Raw genomic sequence first — 20,063 nt, forward strand, 5'->3', positions numbered from 1 at the left:
AAAACCGGCGGCATTCCCGCCGGTTTTTGTTTGGGCCACTTACAATCGCGCGCATGGCACCTCGTACCCCCAGCTCCAAAGGCCCCAAGGCCAAGACCGCGACCTCGCACGCACGCGCGCCACAGCAGGTGCGCATCATCGGCGGGCAATACAAGCGCACGCCGCTGCCGGTGGTCGACGCCGATGGCCTGCGCCCCACCAGCGACCGCGTTCGCGAAACCGTCTTCAACTGGCTCGGGCAGGATCTGACGGGCTGGCGCTGCGCGGACCTCTTTGCCGGCACCGGTGCGCTCGGTTTTGAAGCCGCCTCACGCGGCGCTACCCAGGTGACGCTCATCGAGAACCACGCCCCCGCCGTGCGCGCGTTGCAGGCTGTGCGCGACAAGCTGGGCGCCAGCATGGTCCACATCGTCTCGGGCGACGCCTTTGCCTGGCTGGCCCGACAGCCTGACGCGGCGCTCGATGCGGTGTTCATCGACCCGCCGTTTGCGCAGGACTGGACGTTGCGCGCATTGGAAGCCGCCACGCGCGTGGTCAAACCGGGCGGCGTGATCTACCTTGAAGCCGCGCAGCCGCTCCTTGATGTGAGCGCTGATTCGCATGGAGATGACGTGGCCGCGGGTATCGCGCTGCCCACCGATTTGGTGCTGCACCGACATCTGCGCGCCGGTGCGGTGCACGCCCATTTGCTGCTCCGCAAAAACGGTTAAACTACGCCGCTCGCAACCGGTGCATGGGCACCGGGCGGCACCTGCATCGGGCGCGTTCCGGTTCTGGGGCTTGCCCGGCCAGTCTCGGAAGCGTGCAGGCGGCAGGCTCGGGATCTGCCGCGCTCGATAACGCAACGGTATCCGAACGCAGTACAGGCGCGGCCATGTCCCACGCCACGCTGACGGATGCGCTTTTCCCCTTGGTGGAGGAACCATGGTGATCGCGGTTTATCCCGGCACTTTTGATCCGTTCACGCGCGGCCACGAAGACCTCGTGCGGCGTGCGTCCAACATCTTCGACGAACTGATCGTCGGGGTGGCACAGAGCCCGAACAAGCGGCCGTTCTTCGCGCTGGAAGAGCGCATCGAGATCGCCCGGGAAGTGCTCGGCCATTATCCGAACGTGCGGGTCGAAGGGTTTTCCGGCCTGCTGAAGGATTTTGTGCGCAAGAACGGCGCGCGCGTGATCGTGCGGGGCCTGCGGGCCGTGTCGGACTTCGAATACGAATTCCAGATGGCCGGCATGAACCGCTATCTGCTGCCCGACGTGGAAACCATGTTCCTCACGCCGTCGGACCAGTACCAGTTCATCTCGGGCACGTTCGTGCGCGAGATCGCCGTGCTGGGTGGCGATGTCAGCAAGTTCGTGTTCCCGTCGGTCGAGAAGTGGCTCCAGGAAAAGACCGGCAAGGCGGAAGGGTCTGGCAAATCGGAATAAAATGATGCTTTGGCGGGCACGGGCTCGCCGGTCATTTCAAGGAAGGCATCATGGCGCTCATCATCACCGATGAGTGCATCAATTGCGACGTATGCGAGCCTGAGTGCCCGAACAACGCCATTTCGATGGGTACGGAGATCTATGTGATCGACCCGGGCAAATGTACCGAATGCGTCGGCCACTTTGACGAGCCTCAGTGCCAGCAGGTCTGCCCGGTGGATTGCATCCCCAAGGACCCCGCCCACGAGGAAACGCACGATCAATTGATGCAGAAATACATCCAACTCACTTCGGCCCCAGGCGCGGCGTGAGCATACAAGAAGAGACGGCCCAGGCCGTCTCTTTTCATTGGTGCCTGCCGAACGGCTTACTGGATCGGCAGCAGATCTTCCGGGCCTTCATACGCATAGCCCGGCTCGCAGACGATGCGGTAGTGCGGGTAATGCGGACGCGGTGGGCGCGGCGCGATCGGTGTGGGTGCCGCAGGAGCTTGCGCGAACGGCTTGGGGCCATTGCCGGGCTGACGCAGTGCACCGGCAGGGGGCGTCGGCATGGTAGTGGGCGGGTGGATCCCCGGCATCGGTGTCGGATAAGGCTGCGGGTAGGGCGTTGGCCCCACGTAGACGCGGTGACAGTAGCGAACGCCTTCCTGCGCAACCACCACCTTTCGCTGCTGCTCGCGACGCGCCTGTTCGGCGGCCTGCGCGGTGATCTGGGCCTGGCGCGCGTCTTCTGCAGCCTGGGTCTTGCGCCGCGTAGTTTCCATCTCGCGCACCTGGGCGGCTTCTGCGCTGGCGCGTTCGCGGGCGGCTTTCTGATCGGCGGCGGTTGGGGTGTTGTCGATCAGCGGCACGGCCACGGAGCGCGAGCCGCACGGATGATCCGAATACACCGTCTGCCCGCCTTCCGTGCACCGGTACACCTCTGCGTATGCCGACAGGCCGCCGGCAAGCCCGAGCACCAGAACTGCCAGCGCAGCGGCGCGTGAAGTGAATCTGGCGAGCGGCGTCATGGCGGTGTCCCGGGTGTTGGCGAATCAGCGTGCGGTGTGCAGGCGCATCATGGCCTTCTCAGCGTTGCCGGCGATCAGCTCGGGCAACGCATCGAGGCTCTGGTCGATGGCGCGGTCGATGAGGTCTTGCTCTTCCCTACGCGGCGCCTTCAACACGAAGTTGGCGACGTCGTGCTGGCCGGATGGGGCTGTGCCCGGCGGCAGCAGATTGCGCGGATGGCCGATGCCCAGCCGCAGGCGCCAGAACTGCTGGGTGGTTAGATGCGCAGCTATGTCCTTCAGGCCGTTGTGGCCGCCCGAGCCGCCGCCGAGCTTGAGCTTGACTGCACCAGGCGGCAGGTCCAGTTCGTCATGGACGACCAGGATTTCGTCCGGCATCACCTTATAGAAGCGCGCCAGCGCTACGGTGGCCAGGCCGGAGCGGTTCATGAAGGTCTGCGGCTGCAGCAGCCACACTTCATGGCCCCACAGGTTGGCACGCGCGGCATAGCCGTGAAAGCGCGTCTCGTTGCGCAGCGTCACGTTGCCAATGCGCGCGAGCTGGTCGACCAGCCAGAAGCCGGCGTTGTGCCGCGTCGCTGCATATTCGGCGCCCGGATTGCCGAGCCCGACGATGAGTTTGATCATGCGATTCGTATCAGGTTGAGGTGCAGGAAGCGCCCCGTGATCGTAGAAGCATAGCTGCTTTCCGGCAGCCTGGAGGCAGGTAGGCTCGGGCCGCGCGGGCAGAAAAAAAGCCCGGCGAGACAGGCTCAGCGGGCTTTTTTGACTCGCGCCGGAGCGCGAGGTGCGGCAGCTCAGTTTAACAACTTAGGCAGCCGGCTTGTCTTCGCCTTCAGCAGCGGCGCCTTCAGCGGCAGCGGCGGACACTTCGCCAGCCGGCACGGTGATGTTGGCGACGGCCGGGTTCTCATCGCCACCGTGGGTGAGGATGGTCACGCCCTTCGGCAGCTTCAGGTCGGCGATGTGCAGGGTCTGGCCGATTTCCAGCGCGCCCAGGTCCACTTCGATGAACTCCGGCAGGTCGGCCGGCAGGCACGACACTTCAACGTCGTTCAGGATGTGGTTCACGATGCCGTGGCCCAGCTTCACGCCCGGTGCGGTTTCCTGGTTCAGGAAGTGCAGCGGCACCTTGACGTGGATCTTTTCCTTGGCCGACACGCGTTGGAAGTCGACGTGCAGAACCAGTTGCTTGAACGGGTGCAGTTGGAAGTCGCGCAGCAGCGCCTTTTCCACCTTGCCGGCCACTTCGATGTCGAGGATCGACGAGTGGAAGGCTTCCTTCTTCAGCGCGTGGTACAGCGCGTTGTGATCGAGTTCGATCATCTTCGGATCGGCTTCACCGCCGTAGATGATGCCTGGGGTCTTACCGGCGTTGCGCAGGCGGCGGCTCGCACCAGTGCCCTGAACGCTACGCTCGAAAGCGACGACTTTCATGATTGCTCCAAACGAAAAAGACGACTCGCGACCAAGCCGTCCGGTGAACGGGGCGCCATATTGCGCCCCGCAGACACCGCAGAAATGCCGTTTAGTCGACGTTTTCTGCAGTAAAGCCTTGAATTATAACAGTAAGTCGACGAACTGCCGAACTGCGTGCTGAATTATTCAGCAAACAGCGACATGATCGAATCACCACGCACGATGCGGGTGAAGGTCTCGGCCAGCAGCGGGGCGGTCGAGAGCTGACGGATCTTGCTGCATTTGGCAGCGTCGTCGCGCAGCGGGATGGTGTCGGTCACAACCACTTCATCCAGCGCCGAGTCGGCAATGCGGGCGGCCGCGCCACCCGACAGCACCGGGTGCGTGCAGTACGAGAACACTTGCTTGGCACCGCGCTCTTTGAGCACCTGGGCGGCCTTGCACAGCGTGCCGCCGGTGTCGATCATATCGTCCATGATCACGCAGTTGCGGCCGTCGACTTCACCGATGATGTTCATCACCTCGGCCACGTTGGCCTTGGGACGGCGCTTGTCGATGATGGCGAGGTCGGTGTTGAGCTGTTTGGCGAGCGCACGGGCACGCACCACGCCGCCGACGTCCGGCGACACGACCAGCAGGTCGCTGTAGTTCTTCTTGCGCAGGTCTTCGAGCAGCACCGGCGACGCGTAGATGTTGTCGACCGGAATGTCGAAGAAGCCCTGAATCTGGTCAGCGTGGAGGTCCATCGTCAGCACGCGCTCGACGCCGGCGACTTCCAGCATGTTGGCCACGACCTTGGCCGTGATAGCCACACGCGCCGAACGCGGGCGGCGATCCTGGCGGGCATAGCCGAAGTAGGGGATGGCCGCCGTGATGCGGCGGGCAGACGCGCGCTTGAGCGCATCGACCATCACCATCAGTTCCATCAGGTTGTCGTTGGTCGGGGCGCAGGTGGATTGCAGGATGATCACGTGCTTGCCGCGCACGTTTTCCTGGATCTCGACCTGAACTTCACCATCGGAGAATCGGCCGACGAGGGCCTTGCCGAGCGGGATGCCTAGGTGCTTGACGACAGCTTCGGCGAGTTTCGGGTTGGCGTTGCCGGTAAAAACCATCAAGCCTTCGCTGCTCATCGGGGCACCTGTTTTTTCGACTTCAGACGCGCCGGCTGGTGAAGCACCAACCGGGCTATTGCTGGGAACATAAGGAAGAAAATGGCAGGGGCGGAAGGATTCGAACCTACGCATGCCGGAATCAAAATCCGGTGCCTTAACCAGCTTGGCGACGCCCCTACACAACCGATCGGTTACTGCTTCCATTGCAGAAGCAATAACTGCAAACCTTACACAGCAAATCTTGCGAGCGGGTGATGCGCCAGACCTGCCGCACACCGACCTTCCCATTCGGAAGGCACCTGATCCGCTACCGCTTGCGCATGCTCGACGTTGTCGAACGGAGCAAACACGCAGGCGCCGGATCCGGTCATTCTTGCCAGTGAACTGAATTGACGCAGCCACACAAGAGCTCGGGCGATTTCGCCGTATTTCCTTTCCGCCACCGCTTGCAGATCGTTGCGACCGTAAGCGAAAACAATTTGTTGGTCAGGAAAGTCCGTAATTATGGTGCGCGGCGTATCACGTGTCAACCCTTCATCGGAAAAAATTGCGGGGGTGGGTACATGCACGCGTGGATGGATCACCACGAACGCGGCCGGGGGCAGCGTGACGGGGGTGAGTTCTTCGCCGATGCCCTCGGCGAAGGCGTTCTGGCCGAACACGAAGAAGGGTACGTCGGCGCCGAGTTTGAGGCCGAGCGCCATCAACGTCGTGCGGGGCAGGTCGAGGCCCCACAGGCGGTTGAGCGCGAGCAGCGTGGTGGCCGCGTCGGACGAGCCGCCGCCGATGCCGCCGCCCATCGGCAGGCGTTTCTCGATGGCGATGTCGGCGCCGTAGGTGCAGCCTGTCTCGGCTTGCAGCAGGCGCGCGGCACGAATGGCGAGATCGTCGTCCGCCGGCACACCGGGGATGTCGGTGGTGCGCACGAGGCGGCCGTCGGTGCGGCGCGCGAAGTGCAGCGTGTCGCTCCAGTCGATCAACTGGAAGACCGTTTGCAGCAGGTGGTAGCCGTCGGGCCGGCGGCCGACCACGTGCAGAAAGAGATTGAGCTTGGCGGGCGCGGGGCAGTCGCGCAGCTCGACGGGCGAGGAAGACATCACGAAGCGATGGTGTTACTGGTCGAGCACGAGCCGCACAGAAAGCGGGCCGTTGGCGCCGTGCTGGCGGTCGAGGTCGAGCCGGCGGATGCGTGCCTTGGCGGCGTCACCGTTGTTGCTGTCATCGCTCCAGGCGACGTAGCGCACGGTCCAGCCGTTCTGCTCGATGGTTTCGGGGCGTGATTGCGCGTCGCGTGCTACGCGGGCCGGTGTGCCTTGCGCGGGGCGGGCGCGCAGCCAGTCGCGCAGGCCTGACACCGGCAGCGAGAAGCCGAGCGCGTCCTGCATCAGCGTGTCGACTTCGGGCGCGCGCCGCGGTGGCTGGTTCGGTAGTTCGAGCGTGGCGCCCCGGTTGCTTTGACTGACGATGGCCAGCGTCTGCCCCAGCGGCGACATCAGTTCGAGTTGCACGTCGGGTCCGCGCTCGCGCCAGAGGAAGCTGCCGACGGCGCTTTGCTCGGCGTTGCCTTGCGTGTAGCGGGCCGAGAAACGACCTTGATAGCGCGTGACGGTGGCATCGGCGTCTTGCGTGCCGGCGAAGAGGTCGTTGGCCGGCCGCAAGCTCGCGCAGCCGGTGAACAGCGCGCAACCGGCGCCCAGCATTAGCACACTGAGCGCGCGCGAACCCGCACGAAAGAACGGCATTGCCATCAGTTTGCGCTCACGGGCGCGTTGGGAATCGGCTGGCCGAAGCGGCGCAGCGTGTCGCGCAGGGTGGCGTCGTTCACGTCGAGCTTGGCGGCTTCGGTCCAGATCTGGCGGGCATCGTCCTGCTTGCCCGATTGCCACAGCACTTCGCCCAGGTGGGCGCCGATCTCGGCTTGCGGGGCAGTGGACCATGCCTTGCGCAGGATGTCGGTGGCAGCGGGCAGATCGCCGCGACGGTATTTGACCCAGCCGAGGCTGTCGGCGATGTACGGATCATCCGGCGCCAGCGACACGGCCTTCTCCAGCAACTCCTGCGCTTCCTGCAGGCGCACGTTGCGATCGGCCAGCGAGTAGCCGAGTGCGTTGTAGCCGATGGCCTGGCCGGGACGCAGGTCGATCACCTTGCGCAGCAGCGTTTCCATGTTGTCGTAGTGGCCGTCGTGCTCTTCGAGCATGGACAGCTGATACGTGTACTCGACGTTGTCCGGGTCGTTCTTCAGCAACTCGTTGACGCGGGCGCGGGCGCGGCCATAGGCCTTGGCGTCCATCAGCATGCCGATCTCGGCCTGCCGGATGCCATCCATCAGGGCCTGGCGGCGCGGGCCGTCGGGGATGTCTTCGGAATCGGCGACGAGTTCGTCGAAGGTCTGTTGCGCCTCGTCGATGCGGCGCAGCTTGCCGAGCAACTGGCCGCGCTTGATGCCGGCGGCGAGCGCGGTCTGGCCATCGGCGTCGCCGTTGGCGGAACCGGTGATCTTGTCGACCCAGCCCAGTGCGCCTGCGTAGTCGTGCTTTTCCTCGGCCAACTGCGCGAGGCCCTGGTAGCCGGGCTCGGGGCTCAGTGTGGGCGACTTGGCGGTGGCCGCTACGTATTCCTTCAGGTAGCGCTCGGCGTCGTCGTACTGGCGCTGCTGCAGGTTCAGCAGGCCCAGCGCGAGCGTGATGCGCGCATCCTTGGGCGCGATCTTCTTGAGCGTTTCGAATTCGGCCCGTGCCTTGTCCTGCTGATTGCGCACGAGGTACATGCGGGCGAGCGCCAGGTGGCCATCGATGGACGCCGGCGCGGCTTTCAGGAACGTGCGCAGGCCGGCGATGGCGGCATCGGGGTCACCGTCGGCGCGCAGCTCGGCGGCGAGGATGGCGGCATCTTCATAGCCGGGACGCAGCTTGAGCGCGGTGTCCAGTTCCGACAGCGCGCCGGGCAGATCCTTGGCGGCGACCTTGGCGCGCGCCAGGGCGAGGTGCGTTTCAGGGCGCTGCATGTCGTGCGCGGCGATGTGCTGCAGCGCGGTCACGGCACCTTCGGGGTCGTTGCTCTTGGACATCTGTTGCTGCAATTGCAGCAGGGCATCGGCACGCTGACCGGGCGACACCTTGTTCAACTGCGCCTGCAGCATCGGTTCGACTTCCGACCACTGGCCGGTGGCCACCAGCAAGAGCTGCTGCACCTGACGCGCCGGCATGGAAGTCGGCGACAGCTCCACCCACAGGCGCGAGGCGGTCAGCGCTTGCGTGGGCGAGCGCGTCAGGAAGGCGATCTCGGTGGCGCGCTGGGCGAAGCGCGGGTCGCGCGTGTCCTGCGCGAGGCTGAGGTAGGTGCGATAGGCCGGCTCGACGAGTCCGCGCTGCAGCGACACTTCCGAGGCCAGCACGCGATACATGATGTCTGCCGAGAGCGGCACCGACGGCAAATCTTTGCGCTCCGAATTCAGCAGCCCGGCGCGCGGGCGCGAGCGCTCGATCTGGATGGCTGCGCGGCCTCCGGTGCCGCCCTCTTGCGCGGCCTGGGCGAGCAGCGTGCCTGCCGCCGCCGAGTGCGCCGCCCACGCCGGCAGACTGGCCAGCCCTCCTGCCACCAGCGCGGCCAACAGGGCCGCTCGGCTGCGCGGGAATCGCCGCGGGCGCTGCGTCGCAGGCGAACGGGAGAGGGCGTGAGGCATGGTTTTGAAGCTCCGGAAGGGGTTCGAGGCATTGTAGCCTGACCGCTACAATCGCCCGCATCGTCAAAAAGATTGGAGCAGCACATGGGATGGAGGTTCGATGCCTGAGTTGCCGGAGGTCGAAGTCACCCGCCTTGGTTTGCTTCCGCATCTGACGGGGCGACGTATCGTGCGCGCCGTGGTGCGCCACCACGGGCTGCGCTGGCCGATCGATCCGGCGCTGCCCGAGTTGCTCGCCGGCCTGACCGTCACGCGCCTGCTGCGCCGGGGCAAGTACCTGCTCGTCGAATGCATGCCCGAGGCCAATCATCCCGATGCGGTTGGCGGCTGGCTGCTGATCCACCTCGGCATGACGGGCACTTTGCGCGTGCTGGAGACGCCCGTGCTGCCCGGCCCACACGATCACGTCGACATCGAACTGGCCGCCACAACCGGCGTGCCGATCACACTTCGCTACCGCGATCCGCGCCGTTTTGGCGCTGTGCTCTGGCATCCGGGCGATGAAGCTGGGCTGGCGGAGCACCCGCTGTTGCGCAATCTGGGTATCGAACCGTTCGACACGCGTTTTGACGGCGACTGGATGTACACCCGCACGCGCGGGCGCCGCGTTGCCATCAAGTCGGCGCTGCTGGCGGGCGACATCGTGGTGGGCGTGGGCAATATCTATTGCTCGGAGAGCCTGTTTCGTGCCGGCATCCGGCCGACCACCGCTGCCGGCCGCATCAGCCGGCAGCGCTATGCCGCGCTGGCCGAGGCGATTCGCGCCACGTTGGCCGACGCCATTTCCCGGGGCGGAAGTACCCTGCGCGACTTTGTCGGCTCGGACGGGCAGAGCGGCTACTTCCAGCTCGAGGCGTTCGTGTACGACCGCGCCGGTCTGCCATGCCGCGTGTGCAGCACACCGATCCGCCAGATCGTCCAGGGTCAGCGCTCCACGTTCTACTGCCCGACCTGCCAGCGCTGAACGGCCGGGGCCATCTGAAACCGCGCGCTGGAGCCATTCAGGCGCCATTTCGCAAGGGTTTCGAAGGGGGGTATGGGACTGCCGATGGCATCCCGCAACACTTGGCTGCCTGGGCTGGGGCCACCGGCGGAAAGTTCTCCCGGAAGCTAGCGGTTCGCTGTATCGTTCCACCTAAATTTGTGCATTTCTGTGCCGTAATGGGCGGTAATGGCGATGCCGAGGGGCGCGCGCGCGTTTTTTGGGACGCGTGGTCGGGTCGCGCACACAAAAGACAGAACGATGAACAACACGCTGAGCACACAGTTCGAGCAGTACAGCGCCTGGCGCGCTTCGGTATTGCAGTCGGTGGGCGAGTTCCAGGACTGGCTGCAAGCCCAGGAACTGTACGACGCCCAGGCCGACATGCGCGCGCAGCGCATCCGCGGTGTCCTGCGCAGCGACAAGCTCAAGGTCGCCTTCATTGCCGAGTTCTCTCGCGGCAAGAGTGAGCTGATCAACGCCATCTTCTTTGCGGACTTTGGCCGCCGCATCCTGCCGTCGTCGGCGGGCCGGACCACGATGTGTCCGACCGAGCTGATGTACGACGAAAGCTACCCGCCGTCGATCCGCCTGCTGCCGATCGAGACGCGTCTGCACGATGCGTCGACCGCCGACTTCCGCGATGCCGGCAGCCATTGGCTTTCGGTGCCGCTCGACCCGTCGTCGCCCGAGGGCATGCTCGATGCATTCCGCCACGTGGTGGAAACCGTGCGTGTGCCGAAGGAAGAGGCGGAGCAGCTCGGCCTGTACAACGACGCCGATCCGGACGCCTCCTTCTCGGTGGACGCCGCCGGCACGGTCGAAGTGTCGAAGTGGCGTCACGCGATCATCAATTTCCCGCACCCCATGCTCCAGCAGGGGTTGGTGATCCTGGATACGCCGGGCCTGAACGCCATCGGTACCGAGCCGGAACTGACGCTGCGCTTGATTCCGGATGCGCACGTCGTCGTGTTCGTGCTGGCCGCCGATGCCGGTGTGACCAAGAGCGACCTGGAACTGTGGCGCTCGCACGTGGGGGGCGGCCAGCGCAAGGGCTGCATCGCCGTGCTCAACAAGGTTGATGGCCTGTGGGATCCACTCAAGACCGAGCAGGAAATCGAGAACGAAGTCAGCCGCCAGATCATGACCACCGCGCAGGTGCTCGATATCGATGTCGAGCGCGTGTATCCGGTGTCGGCCCAGAAGGGGCTGCTGGCCAAGGTCAGCCACGACCGTGAACTGCTGGCCAAGAGCCGCCTGCTGGAACTGGAGTCGGTGCTGTCGGATCAGCTGATTCCGCAGCGCCGTGAAATCGTCACCGAGCAGGTGCAGCTGGCAGTGAAGGACATGGCCGCCGGCGCGCAGCAACTGCTGCAGATGCGCCGCCGCGACATCGTCGAGCAGTTGTTCGAGCTGCGCGGCCTGCGCGGCAAGAACCACACGATGGTCAAGCACATGCTGATGCGCGTGCAGGGCGAGAAGGACGAGTTCGAGCAGAGCATTGCCAAGTTCCAGGCGCTGCGCACGGTGTTCGGCCGCCACAGCGCGGAGATCATCAAGAGCGTGCAGCTCAAGCAGATCCGCTCGACCATGCGCGAAGCGCGCGAGAAGATGAAGGAGCGCGTGTTCTCGCGCGGCCTGCGCGACGACATGGACAAGCTCTTCGCCCATCTGACGGGTCTGGTGCGCGACGCCGCCGGCCGCATCGACCAGCTGCACCAGATGGTCGACGGCATGTACAAGAAGTTCAACACAGAGCACGGTTTCACGCTGTCGCCGCCGCTGCGCTTCCTGGGCACGCGCTACGACGCCGATCTGAAAGAGACGCTGCTGCTCGCGCACAACCATTTTGGCGCGTTCAGCTTCCTGACCCGCCCGAAGCCGCAGCTCGTGCACGGTGCGTTCTCGACGGTGGCCAGCCGCGTGCTGGATACCTTCCAGGACATGAACCGCGATATCGAGATCTGGCTGAAGTCGGTCATGACGCCGCTCGAAGCGCAGGTGCGCGATCACCAGAAGCAACTGCGCAAGCGTGTCGACTCGATCGAACGCATCCACGAAGCCACCGATACGCTGGAAGCGCGCATTACCGAGCTCGAAGCGCTGCTCAATACGTTGGATGAGCGAAGCGGCACGATCGCCCAGTACACCGACCGCATCCTCGCGGCGGGGACGATCCTGGAGCGGGAGTCGTACGCGGCCTGACACGCCCGCATGTTCGTGAAAAAGGCGCCTGGGGGCGCTTTTTTCGTTCTGGTAGGATCGCCGCCGGCGCGCATCTTCCGTGCGCCGCTTCTTCATCACACGCATGACCGCCACCCTACGCCGCACGCGCCGCGCCGCAACGCCTGCTCCTGCATTACCTGTGCTTCCCGACGATTTCGCCGTGCGCGTGATCGCATGGCAGCAGCGTCACGGCCGTCACCACCTGCCGTGGCAGAACACGGGCGACGCGTACCGCACGTGGCTCTCCGAGATCATGCTGCAGCAGACGCAGGTGAGTGCGGTGCTCGGTTACTACGCGCGCTTCATCGAGCGTTTCCCGACCGTGCAGGCCCTGGCTGCCGCACCGGCTGACGACGTGATGGCCGCATGGGCCGGCCTCGGCTACTACACGCGTGCGCGCAACTTGCATCGCTGCGCACAGATTGTCGTGGCCGAGCATGGCGGTATCTTCCCGCGTGATCCGGAAGTGTTGGCCTCGCTGCCCGGCATCGGCCGCTCGACCGCTGCGGCCATCGCCGCGTTTTCGTATGGCGTGCGGGCGGCGATCCTCGACGGCAACGTCAAGCGTGTGTTTGCACGCGCATTCGGTATTGACGGCTTTCCCGGCGACAAGCGGGTGGAAGACGCCATGTGGCGCATCGCCGAAGCCGTGTTGCCGCCGGCCGAGGGTATCCAGCCGTACACACAGGGCTTGATGGACCTTGGCGCCACCGTCTGTACGCGTGGCAAGCCCGCATGCCTGACGGGCGAGCGTGCTTGCCCGCTGGAATCGCTGTGCGAGGCGCGCAGTTCAGAGCGCGTGATGCAGTTGCCGGTGCCCCGCCCGCGCAAGGCGACGCCCGAGCGCGCAGCCACGCTCATCATCGCGCTGCATGGCGACGCGGTGCTGCTGCAACGGCGTCCGCAACGCGGCATCTGGGGCGGGTTGTGGTCGCTGCCGCTGGTGGGCGAGATGGACGACGCCCTCGACGCGCATCCGCTGGATGCGGCGACCGTGCGCCGTGCCGCGCAGGCCTATGGCGCCGTTTCGACCGTGGACATGGCCGGGGCGCTCACGCACACCTTCACGCATTTCCGCCTGCATATGCATCTGCTGCGCGCAGAGATCACCGCGCCTGCCGCGCTTGATGACGACTGGCGCTGGATACCGCTCGCGCAGCTCAATTCAGTGGGATTGCCCGCGCCGGTGAAATTGGCGCTGGAGACGCTGGTGCAGCCGAGCCTGATTTAACGCCAGCTCCGTCGACACTGCATCACAGGATGTGATGCTGCTTCATGTAACGGTGGACGATCTCGATGCGCATGCCCGCGTCCATCAGTTCCATGAGTTTTTGCTTGGCCTTGAGCGGCACCGGCAGCAGTTCACACAGCCGGTTCGCGACCCAGCTCGGGCTCGTCCACTCGTAAGGTTCCGCGATCAGCAGGTTGCCGTCTTCGCGCGTGCCAAGCGTGGTGATGATGCGGCGCAGGGCACTTACGCAGTCGTCGAAGAGCTCGCCCTTGCAGTCTTGCACGTCGGCACCGATGGGCTCCACCGTGCCGCGCATCAGGCCGTTGGGCGCGCTCTCGAACGACAGCACCTTGAAGCGCTGCGTGCCGCGCACCTTGATCATCAGCAGGCCAAGCTGCTCCATGTCGCATTCGGTGATGTGCGCGATGCAGCCGACATCCACCGGCACGGTGGTGCTGTCCGTGGTGGCGACTTCGTTGCCGCGCTCGATCAGACATACGCCAAACGGCGTCTGGTCGCGCAGGCAGGTGCGTACCATGTCCATGTAGCGGGCTTCAAAAATGCGCAGGGGGAGCAGGCCGCCGGGAAACAGCACCGTGTGCAGGGGAAACAGCGGCAGCTCGGTCGGCAGCGGCGGCAGCGGCGAGAACGGCGAGAGAGCGATGTCTTCTTGCATGGACGGGCTTTGGGCAGGCGGCGGCAAGACTTTCGCGTGGCGCCGCGCAAGCCGTATCCAAGCAGAGTTGTCCGGCGCGTCGGTTGTGTCCGGCGCCCGGTTCAGCCGTCTACGGCCAATTCGCGGTGGCGGACTAACACATTACCATGCGCGCGGAAGTACGTGGCAAGCCGTTCGGCGATGTACACGGAGCGATGCTGACCACCCGTACAGCCGATTGCCACGGTCAGGTAGCTGCGGTTGTCGGCAATGAAACTCGGCAGCCACTTTTCGACGTAGGCGCGGATGTCTTCGGCCATCGCCAGCACCATGGGCTGGCTTTGCAGGAAGTCGATGACGGGCTGGTCGCGGCCGGTGAGCGGGCGCAGTTGCGTGTCGTAGTACGGGTTGGGCAGCGAGCGCACGTCGAAGACGAGGTCGGCATCCGTGGGCACACCGTGCTTGAAGCCGAAAGATTCGAACATCAACGTGATGTCGTGCGGCTCGTCGCTGATGAATTCCTTGATGTAGGCGCGCAGGGCGTTGGTGCGCAGCGTGCTCGTGTCGATGCGGTGCGCGGGGTCGGCCAGCGGGCTGAGCAGTTCGCGCTCCATCTCGATGGCCTCGACGAGCGAGGTGTCGAGGCCCTGGGCGGCGGCTTGAACGTTGGCGGTGGCATCGGGGCGGCCGTTGCGGATCGACAGCGGATGGCGCCGGCGCGTCTCGGAATAGCGCTGCACTAGGGCGTTCGTGCTGGCGGTCAGGAACAGCATGCGCACGTCGTGTTCCTTGCGCAGGACGGTGATCGTCTCGGGCACCTTGCGCAGCGACTCGCGGCTGCGGATATCGGTGGCCACGCCCAGATGCGTGTACCCCTGATCCGCCAGATAGCGCGCCAGTTCGGGGATGAACTGCGCAGGCAGGTTGTCGACGCAGTAGTAGCCTGCGTCTTCGAGCACGTTCAGGGCGACCGATTTCCCTGAACCCGACATGCCAGTGATGAGAATGATCCGCATCCCGCGAGGATAGCATTCCTCTGTGGCAAACCAGCGACCCTACAAAAAGGCGACCGCTCGGGTCGCCTTTCGGGTGGTGCGCTAAGCGGAAGCTCAGTTCTTGAGGCAGTCGCTCTGGGCCTTCTTGTACTCGGCGCCCTTCTTGCCCTTGTTGGCCTTGGAGCAGGCGGCCATCTTTTCCTGCTGGGTCATCGGTGCGGCGGCCGGCGCGGCATCGGTCTTGCCCGACAGGCAGTCGCTCTGGGCCTTCTTGTACTCGGCGCCTTTCTTGCCTTTGTTGGCCTTGGAGCAGGCGGCCATCTTGTCTTGCTGCGAATTCTTGGCTGCCGGTGCAGCGGCGGGGGCAGCTGGCATGGCTGCCGGTGCGCTGGCTTGGGCGAACGCCTGGCCGGCCAGGAACGGGAGCGCCAGGGCGCAAGCGGCAATCAGTTGTTTCATCGTCGTGTTCTCCTTGGGTACCGTCAGAAGAGCGGGCAGAAGTATGCCGCCGCGCTCGCGATGAACGCCGCCGCGTGCGTGCTCGGCGCATTCCCTCCCACAACGGAGAGGGCGCATGTCGGGTTGACGTTTCGCAACGAAAACTAGGGTAAAACCCGTCCGATTGCGAAATTTTGTGGCGGCTTTGTTAAAGCAGACGGCCCTGAGGCGAATGCGAGGCCGCTTCGGCTTGCATGGCGGCGCGCTGGCGGTCCATGAAATCGCGCAGCGTGTCGATGCCGCGCAGGCGCAGGATGGTGTTGCGCACGGCGGCCTCAACCAGCACGGCCAAGTTGCGGCCGGCCGCCACCTGGATCTTCACCATATGGATCGGCAGGCCCAGCACATCGAGGTACTGCGAATCGAGCGGCAGGCGCTCGAACTCGCCGTCGTTGCGGCGCACGAGCTGGACGATCAGCTTGATCTTCATCTTCCGGCGCACCGCCGTCTCACCGAAGATCGTCTTGATGTCGAGCAGGCCCAGGCCGCGCACTTCCAGCAGGTTCTGCAGCAGCGGCGGGCAGCGGCCTTCAATGAAGTCCGGCCCCAGGCGCACGAAATCGACCGCATCGTCGGCAACCAGGCCGTGGCCGCGCGAGATCAGTTCCAGGCCCAGTTCGCTCTTGCCCAGGCCCGAGTCGCCCATGATCAGCACGCCCATGCCCAGGATGTCGAGAAACACCCCGTGCATCGTCACACGTGGCGCAGAGATGCGCGACAGGTACAGCCGCAGGTGGTCAATGACGGCAGCCGACGAAATCGGCGAGGTGAACAGCGGCGTGGACGAACGCGTGCAGCGCAGTTCCAGGTCCGGAGGCGGGTCCACGCCATCGGCCACCACCAGGAAGGGCGGCTCGAGCAGGATCAGCTCGCCCATCTGGCGCTTGCGGTTTTCTTCCGACAGACGCTGGTAGTACGTGATCTCGGGCTTGCCGAGCACCTGGATGCGGTTCGGGTGGATGAGGTTCAAGTGCCCGACCAGGTCAGCCGCGGACGTCGCTTCCTTGGCGAAATCCACGTCGAACGCGCGGTCCGCGCCCTCCAGGCCGGCGACCCACGACAGCTTCAGGTCCGCTGCGTTGTCGTCGAAGATCGATTGGGCGGTGACGCCGGTCAGTTCCATAGCAGGGCACAGTGGCGCCGATTGGGGCTCAACGCATTCGCAATCGGTTGCTGGCCAGGCCTGCGCACCGATTGCACTGCGATCAGGGCCGCCAGTCGGTCAGTAGCTGGTGAATCGCCTCGGGCGACGGCAGGGTGGCGAGGCCTTCGCGCATGTCACGGTCGGACAGCAGCTGGGCGATTTCAGACAGGATTTCCAGATGCTGCTGAGTGGCCTGTTCCGGCACCAGCAGGAAGATCAGCAGCGAGACCGGCTTGCCGTCGGGCGACTCGAACGGCACCGCTTCGGACAGGCGCATGAACGCCGCCAGCGGTTGCTTGAGCCCTTTGATGCGGCCGTGCGGGATGGCTACGCCGGCGCCCAGGCCCGTGGAGCCAAGCGACTCGCGCGCGAACAGGTTGTCGGTCACGACAGCGCGCGCCACACCGTGATTGTTCTCGAACAGCAGCCCGGCCTGTTCAAATACCCGCTTTTTGCTGGTTACGCTGACGTCGAGGGCAATGTTCCCGGGCGGCAGCAGTTTGGCCAAGCGATTCATGTGCAATGCGTGAAATGAGCGGCGTCCTTCTGCACCAAGATGGCGCGCGGACAATAGGGTCATTATAGACCACGTGTCGCGCGGCATTGTGCGGCGCACCAGCGGCGTGCCGCGCAGGACAGAGAGGCGAATCCCCCAAGGCTGCGATCGGCCGTTGCCGGCAAAGCGCGCCCGGCATCGACCCTGTTTTTGCCAGCATCGCGCCAAAAGCCACGCCACGCCAAGCATTCATACTTTCGTCAGATTTTAGCCCGACTTAAATCGGTTGCAATCGGATTCGTCGGGAATGCACCACGGCATAAAAAAACCGCGCCAACTCGGGGCGCGGTTTTTGCGGTGCAGCCTTCCTATTGCTGCATCTGCACGGCCTGGAAGGCTTGGTGCTTCATGCTGTCACGGTCGTGCCCTTGCACACGGTCCTTGTACTTGATCACTTGCCTGTCCAGCTTGTCGACTAGCAGGTCGATCGCCGCATAAAGATCTTCATGGTGTGATTCAACGAAGACGTCCTTACCCTTGAGGTGCAGGTTGATTTCCGCGTACTGGCGACGATCCTTCTCCTTGTGGTTATCGACCGATAGCAACACGCTGACGCCAATCACCTGATCGAAGTGCCTGATCACACGCTCCAGTTTCGTTTCCACGTACTCACGCAACGGGGGCGTGATGTCCAGGTGGTGTCCACTGAGTTTGAAGTTCATAGCGGTTCTCCTTCTCAAGATGGGCCGCATCGGAACTGCCCGCGATGCGGCTATAAAGACTTACGCAGATTCACTGCAGGGATCTTGAGGGCTTCGCGGTATTTGGCCACCGTCCGACGGGCCACCACGAATCCTTGTTCGCCTAACAGCTCGGCAATTCTGCTATCGGACAGAGGATTCTTCGGGTCTTCGGCTCCTACAAGTTGCTTGATGAGCGCGCGTATCGCGGTGGATGACGCGGCCCCGCCGGTTTCCGTCGATACATGGCTGCCGAAGAAGTACTTCAGCTCAAACGTCCCCATCGGGGTTGCCATGTACTTGTTGGTCGTCACACGGGAGATCGTGGACTCGTGTAGACCCAGTGTATCGGCTATTTCCCGCAAAACCAAGGGGCGCATGGCGATTTCGCCGTGCGTGAAAAAGCTCTTTTGACGCTCGACAATGGCTTGCGAGACTCGCAGGATCGTGTCGAAGCGCTGCTGGATGTTCTTGATCAGCCAGCGCGCTTCCTGCAGCTTTTGCTGCAGATTGGCGGCACCCGCTTCGCCGCGACTGCTGCGCAGAATCTGCGCGTACATGTCGTTGATGCGCAGGCGCGGCATGACGTCGGGGTTCAGTTGCGCCGTCCAGCCCGCGCTGGTCTTGCGCACGACCACGTCAGGCACCACGAAGTCCGCTTCCGCCCGACCAAACGCATGGCCGGGGAACGGTGCCAGCGAGCGAATCAGTTCATGCGCGGCCTTGAGTGCCGGCTCGTCGACGCACAGTGCCTTCTTCAGGCGCGTGTAGTCGCGCGCGGCCAGCAATTCGAGATGCTGATTGACGATGGTCAGTGCCAGCGCCTTCGCGGGCGAATCGAGCCGATGCAATTGCAGCGACAGGCATTCGGCGGCCGAGCGCGCACCGATGCCCGGCGGATCGAAGCTCTGCAGCATGCGCAGCGCGGCTTGCAATTCGTCGAGTTCGACTTCGAGTTCGGCGGGCAGGTCGGCGAGGATCTCGTCGAGCGTGGCCGAGAGATAGCCTTCGTCGTCGAGCGATTCGATCAGGAAGATGACGAGGCCCTTGTCGCGCATCGACAGCTTGAGCGGCGCGAGCTGTTCCATGAGGAATTCGCGCAGGCTTTGTTCGGCTTCACGCAGTTGCAGCGGAGCGCGGTCGTCCTCATCAGATTGCGGCTTGCGGGCGAAGTCGTCGAGACTCCAGTCGGAGCGGTCGGAGCCGTAGTCGCTGTCGAAATCGGCGCCGTTCTCGTAACTGTTGTCGGGCGTGTCGTTGCTGTCCGCGCCGTTGGGGGCGGGCGGCGGCGATTCCGTCGGCAGGGGCGTTGCGCTGTTGCTTTGCAGCGCGTTGACGGAGCCGTCCGCGCCGATGCGGGCAGACGTGTCGAGCCATTCGTTTTCCCGCTCCAGCAGTGGGTTCTCGGTCAGGGCCTGCTCGACTTCCTGCTGCAATTCGATGGTCGACAGCTGCAGCAACCGGATCGATTGCTGCAGCTGCGGTGTAAGCGCGAGATGTTGAGAGAGACGGAGCTGGAGCGACTGTTTCATGCGGGCTATTCTATGCCCAACAGTCAGCCGATGGAACGGAATTTGCTTTAAGGTGCGCCCTTACCACGCCCCTTCGCACGTCCTAACGACGTAGGTGTGCAACGCGGATTACATCCGGAAGTTGTCGCCCAGATACACCTTGCGCACATCCTCGTTTTCGATGATCTGCGCGGGGCTGCCGGCTGCCAGCACGGTGCCTTCGCTGATGATGTAGGCGTGATCGCAGATGCCCAGCGTTTCGCGCACGTTGTGATCGGTGATCAGCACGCCGATGTTGCGTTCCTTGAGGAAACTGACGATACGCTGGATTTCGCCCACGGCGATCGGGTCCACGCCCGCAAACGGTTCGTCGAGCAGGATGAAGCGCGGCGACGAAGCCAGCGCGCGGGCGATCTCCACGCGGCGGCGCTCGCCGCCCGAGAGCGACAGTGCCGGGTTGTCGCGCAGGTGGGCAATCTGCAGGTCGTCGAGGAGGGCGTCCAGGCGGCGGTTGACCTCGTCTTGCGACAGCTTCTTGCCGTCCTGCTCCTGCAGTTCCAGCACCGCGCGGATGTTCTCCTGGACGTTGAGCTTTCGGAACACCGAGGCTTCCTGCGGCAGGTACGACAACCCCATGCGCGCGCGCTGGTGGATCGGCAGGCGACTGATGTGCTCGCCGTCGAGCACGATGTCGCCGGCGTCCAGCGCCACCAGGCCGACGATCATGTAGAACGAGGTCGTCTTGCCCGCGCCGTTGGGGCCGAGCAGGCCGACCACTTCGCCGCTCTTCACGTCGAGCGATACGTCTTTGACCACCGTGCGCGTGCCGTAGCGCTTCTTCAGATGGCGGACGACCAGCGTGCTGGAGGTCGTGGCCTGCGGCGCAGCGGTTTTGGGGGCGAGGGTGGTGGTGGACATAAGCGAAA

Annotated in this window: 21 protein-coding genes and 1 tRNA gene; 6 read left to right on the plus strand and 16 right to left on the minus strand. The window is 64.5% G+C overall.

The window, feature by feature from the left end:
• The first annotated feature begins 53 nt into the window (after positions 1 to 53).
• The 3 genes from rsmD to NG900_RS02930 all read left to right on the plus strand — a co-directional run bounded on the left by rsmD (position 54) and on the right by NG900_RS02930 (position 1,739).
• Positions 54 to 710 (plus strand): 16S rRNA (guanine(966)-N(2))-methyltransferase RsmD, encoded by a 657-nt coding sequence (gene rsmD / locus NG900_RS02920; protein WP_252676502.1) that lies wholly within the window; start codon positions 54 to 56, stop codon positions 708 to 710.
• 214 nt (positions 711 to 924) lie between these two features.
• Positions 925 to 1,428, plus strand: a complete 504-nt coding sequence (coaD, locus tag NG900_RS02925) for a pantetheine-phosphate adenylyltransferase (RefSeq protein ID WP_252676504.1) — start codon at positions 925 to 927, stop codon at positions 1,426 to 1,428.
• A 50-nt stretch (positions 1,429 to 1,478) separates the two neighbouring features.
• Positions 1,479 to 1,739: a YfhL family 4Fe-4S dicluster ferredoxin gene (locus NG900_RS02930; RefSeq protein ID WP_252676506.1), complete on the plus strand. Its 261-nt coding sequence runs from the start codon at positions 1,479 to 1,481 to the stop codon at positions 1,737 to 1,739.
• A gap of 56 nt (positions 1,740 to 1,795) precedes the next feature.
• Here NG900_RS02930 and NG900_RS02935 read toward each other — a convergent pair whose 3' ends face one another.
• The 8 genes from NG900_RS02935 to NG900_RS02970 form a co-directional block, all read right to left on the minus strand.
• Complete coding sequence (locus NG900_RS02935; protein WP_252676509.1) at positions 1,796 to 2,440, minus strand: DUF4124 domain-containing protein; 645 nt, start codon at positions 2,438 to 2,440, stop codon at positions 1,796 to 1,798.
• A gap of 24 nt (positions 2,441 to 2,464) precedes the next feature.
• Entirely contained in the window at positions 2,465 to 3,067 is a 603-nt protein-coding gene (gene pth / locus NG900_RS02940) for an aminoacyl-tRNA hydrolase (RefSeq protein WP_252676510.1), read from the minus strand.
• A gap of 183 nt (positions 3,068 to 3,250) precedes the next feature.
• Positions 3,251 to 3,877, minus strand: a complete 627-nt coding sequence (locus NG900_RS02945; RefSeq protein WP_252676518.1) for a 50S ribosomal protein L25/general stress protein Ctc — start codon at positions 3,875 to 3,877, stop codon at positions 3,251 to 3,253.
• 164 nt (positions 3,878 to 4,041) lie between these two features.
• Positions 4,042 to 4,992 carry a ribose-phosphate pyrophosphokinase gene (locus NG900_RS02950; RefSeq protein ID WP_252676520.1) on the minus strand — a complete coding sequence of 317 codons (951 nt, stop codon included), beginning with the start codon at positions 4,990 to 4,992 and terminating at the stop codon, positions 4,042 to 4,044.
• 82 nt (positions 4,993 to 5,074) lie between these two features.
• A tRNA-Gln gene (locus NG900_RS02955) sits at positions 5,075 to 5,151 on the minus strand.
• A gap of 50 nt (positions 5,152 to 5,201) precedes the next feature.
• Complete coding sequence (ispE, locus tag NG900_RS02960) at positions 5,202 to 6,071, minus strand: 4-(cytidine 5'-diphospho)-2-C-methyl-D-erythritol kinase (RefSeq protein ID WP_252676522.1); 870 nt, start codon at positions 6,069 to 6,071, stop codon at positions 5,202 to 5,204.
• A gap of 15 nt (positions 6,072 to 6,086) precedes the next feature.
• Complete coding sequence (lolB, locus tag NG900_RS02965) at positions 6,087 to 6,716, minus strand: lipoprotein insertase outer membrane protein LolB (protein WP_420804114.1); 630 nt, start codon at positions 6,714 to 6,716, stop codon at positions 6,087 to 6,089.
• 5 nt (positions 6,717 to 6,721) lie between these two features.
• Positions 6,722 to 8,659: a tetratricopeptide repeat protein gene (locus NG900_RS02970; RefSeq protein ID WP_252676526.1), complete on the minus strand. Its 1,938-nt coding sequence runs from the start codon at positions 8,657 to 8,659 to the stop codon at positions 6,722 to 6,724.
• A 100-nt stretch (positions 8,660 to 8,759) separates the two neighbouring features.
• On the opposite strand from NG900_RS02970, the gene mutM reads away from it, so the two are divergent.
• From mutM to mutY, 3 genes are all read left to right on the plus strand, one after another.
• Positions 8,760 to 9,623 (plus strand): bifunctional DNA-formamidopyrimidine glycosylase/DNA-(apurinic or apyrimidinic site) lyase, encoded by an 864-nt coding sequence (gene mutM / locus NG900_RS02975; RefSeq protein ID WP_252676528.1) that lies wholly within the window; start codon positions 8,760 to 8,762, stop codon positions 9,621 to 9,623.
• Positions 9,624 to 9,902: 279 nt separating this feature from the next.
• Positions 9,903 to 11,846, plus strand: a complete 1,944-nt coding sequence (locus NG900_RS02980; RefSeq protein WP_252676530.1) for a dynamin-like GTPase family protein — start codon at positions 9,903 to 9,905, stop codon at positions 11,844 to 11,846.
• Positions 11,847 to 11,949: 103 nt separating this feature from the next.
• Entirely contained in the window at positions 11,950 to 13,098 is a 1,149-nt protein-coding gene (mutY, locus tag NG900_RS02985; RefSeq protein ID WP_252676532.1) for an A/G-specific adenine glycosylase, read from the plus strand.
• A gap of 22 nt (positions 13,099 to 13,120) precedes the next feature.
• Here the strand turns inward: mutY and NG900_RS02990 are convergent, their stop codons facing one another.
• The 8 genes from NG900_RS02990 to lptB form a co-directional block, all read right to left on the minus strand.
• Complete coding sequence (locus NG900_RS02990; protein WP_252676534.1) at positions 13,121 to 13,774, minus strand: LON peptidase substrate-binding domain-containing protein; 654 nt, start codon at positions 13,772 to 13,774, stop codon at positions 13,121 to 13,123.
• Positions 13,775 to 13,875: 101 nt separating this feature from the next.
• Complete coding sequence (gene rapZ / locus NG900_RS02995) at positions 13,876 to 14,769, minus strand: RNase adapter RapZ (protein WP_252676536.1); 894 nt, start codon at positions 14,767 to 14,769, stop codon at positions 13,876 to 13,878.
• A 93-nt stretch (positions 14,770 to 14,862) separates the two neighbouring features.
• Positions 14,863 to 15,207 carry a PsiF family protein gene (locus NG900_RS03000; RefSeq protein ID WP_252676538.1) on the minus strand — a complete coding sequence of 115 codons (345 nt, stop codon included), beginning with the start codon at positions 15,205 to 15,207 and terminating at the stop codon, positions 14,863 to 14,865.
• Between the two features lie 187 nt (positions 15,208 to 15,394).
• Positions 15,395 to 16,369 (minus strand): HPr(Ser) kinase/phosphatase, encoded by a 975-nt coding sequence (gene hprK, locus NG900_RS03005; RefSeq protein ID WP_021196399.1) that lies wholly within the window; start codon positions 16,367 to 16,369, stop codon positions 15,395 to 15,397.
• A gap of 82 nt (positions 16,370 to 16,451) precedes the next feature.
• Positions 16,452 to 16,907, minus strand: coding sequence for a PTS IIA-like nitrogen regulatory protein PtsN (ptsN, locus tag NG900_RS03010; RefSeq protein WP_252676911.1), 456 nt, complete (start codon positions 16,905 to 16,907; stop codon positions 16,452 to 16,454).
• Positions 16,908 to 17,254: 347 nt separating this feature from the next.
• Positions 17,255 to 17,608, minus strand: a complete 354-nt coding sequence (gene hpf, locus NG900_RS03015) for a ribosome hibernation-promoting factor, HPF/YfiA family (protein ID WP_252676540.1) — start codon at positions 17,606 to 17,608, stop codon at positions 17,255 to 17,257.
• 50 nt (positions 17,609 to 17,658) lie between these two features.
• Entirely contained in the window at positions 17,659 to 19,158 is a 1,500-nt protein-coding gene (locus tag NG900_RS03020) for an RNA polymerase factor sigma-54 (RefSeq protein ID WP_252676542.1), read from the minus strand.
• A gap of 108 nt (positions 19,159 to 19,266) precedes the next feature.
• Complete coding sequence (lptB, locus tag NG900_RS03025) at positions 19,267 to 20,055, minus strand: LPS export ABC transporter ATP-binding protein (RefSeq protein ID WP_252676544.1); 789 nt, start codon at positions 20,053 to 20,055, stop codon at positions 19,267 to 19,269.
• Positions 20,056 to 20,063 lie beyond the last annotated feature (8 nt).

Source organism: Ralstonia soli, from assembly GCF_023955655.1.
Lineage (GTDB): Bacteria > Pseudomonadota > Gammaproteobacteria > Burkholderiales > Burkholderiaceae > Ralstonia > Ralstonia soli.

What these genes read in the sequence shown, in the direction of transcription:
- rsmD (WP_252676502.1), top strand. Translation starts at nt 54, where the DNA reads ATGGCACCTCGTACCCCCAGCTCCAAAGGCCCCAAGGCCAAGACCGCG.
- coaD (WP_252676504.1), top strand. Translation starts at nt 925, where the DNA reads ATGGTGATCGCGGTTTATCCCGGCACTTTTGATCCGTTCACGCGCGGC.
- NG900_RS02930 (WP_252676506.1), top strand. Translation starts at nt 1,479, where the DNA reads ATGGCGCTCATCATCACCGATGAGTGCATCAATTGCGACGTATGCGAG.
- NG900_RS02935 (WP_252676509.1), bottom strand. Translation starts at nt 2,440, where the DNA reads ATGACGCCGCTCGCCAGATTCACTTCACGCGCCGCTGCGCTGGCAGTT.
- pth (WP_252676510.1), bottom strand. Translation starts at nt 3,067, where the DNA reads ATGATCAAACTCATCGTCGGGCTCGGCAATCCGGGCGCCGAATATGCA.
- NG900_RS02945 (WP_252676518.1), bottom strand. Translation starts at nt 3,877, where the DNA reads ATGAAAGTCGTCGCTTTCGAGCGTAGCGTTCAGGGCACTGGTGCGAGC.
- NG900_RS02950 (WP_252676520.1), bottom strand. Translation starts at nt 4,992, where the DNA reads ATGAGCAGCGAAGGCTTGATGGTTTTTACCGGCAACGCCAACCCGAAA.
- ispE (WP_252676522.1), bottom strand. Translation starts at nt 6,071, where the DNA reads ATGTCTTCCTCGCCCGTCGAGCTGCGCGACTGCCCCGCGCCCGCCAAG.
- lolB (WP_420804114.1), bottom strand. Translation starts at nt 6,716, where the DNA reads ATGCCGTTCTTTCGTGCGGGTTCGCGCGCGCTCAGTGTGCTAATGCTG.
- NG900_RS02970 (WP_252676526.1), bottom strand. Translation starts at nt 8,659, where the DNA reads ATGCCTCACGCCCTCTCCCGTTCGCCTGCGACGCAGCGCCCGCGGCGA.
- mutM (WP_252676528.1), top strand. Translation starts at nt 8,760, where the DNA reads ATGCCTGAGTTGCCGGAGGTCGAAGTCACCCGCCTTGGTTTGCTTCCG.
- NG900_RS02980 (WP_252676530.1), top strand. Translation starts at nt 9,903, where the DNA reads ATGAACAACACGCTGAGCACACAGTTCGAGCAGTACAGCGCCTGGCGC.
- mutY (WP_252676532.1), top strand. Translation starts at nt 11,950, where the DNA reads ATGACCGCCACCCTACGCCGCACGCGCCGCGCCGCAACGCCTGCTCCT.
- NG900_RS02990 (WP_252676534.1), bottom strand. Translation starts at nt 13,774, where the DNA reads ATGCAAGAAGACATCGCTCTCTCGCCGTTCTCGCCGCTGCCGCCGCTG.
- rapZ (WP_252676536.1), bottom strand. Translation starts at nt 14,769, where the DNA reads ATGCGGATCATTCTCATCACTGGCATGTCGGGTTCAGGGAAATCGGTC.
- NG900_RS03000 (WP_252676538.1), bottom strand. Translation starts at nt 15,207, where the DNA reads ATGAAACAACTGATTGCCGCTTGCGCCCTGGCGCTCCCGTTCCTGGCC.
- hprK (WP_021196399.1), bottom strand. Translation starts at nt 16,369, where the DNA reads ATGGAACTGACCGGCGTCACCGCCCAATCGATCTTCGACGACAACGCA.
- ptsN (WP_252676911.1), bottom strand. Translation starts at nt 16,907, where the DNA reads ATGAATCGCTTGGCCAAACTGCTGCCGCCCGGGAACATTGCCCTCGAC.
- hpf (WP_252676540.1), bottom strand. Translation starts at nt 17,608, where the DNA reads ATGAACTTCAAACTCAGTGGACACCACCTGGACATCACGCCCCCGTTG.
- NG900_RS03020 (WP_252676542.1), bottom strand. Translation starts at nt 19,158, where the DNA reads ATGAAACAGTCGCTCCAGCTCCGTCTCTCTCAACATCTCGCGCTTACA.
- lptB (WP_252676544.1), bottom strand. Translation starts at nt 20,055, where the DNA reads ATGTCCACCACCACCCTCGCCCCCAAAACCGCTGCGCCGCAGGCCACG.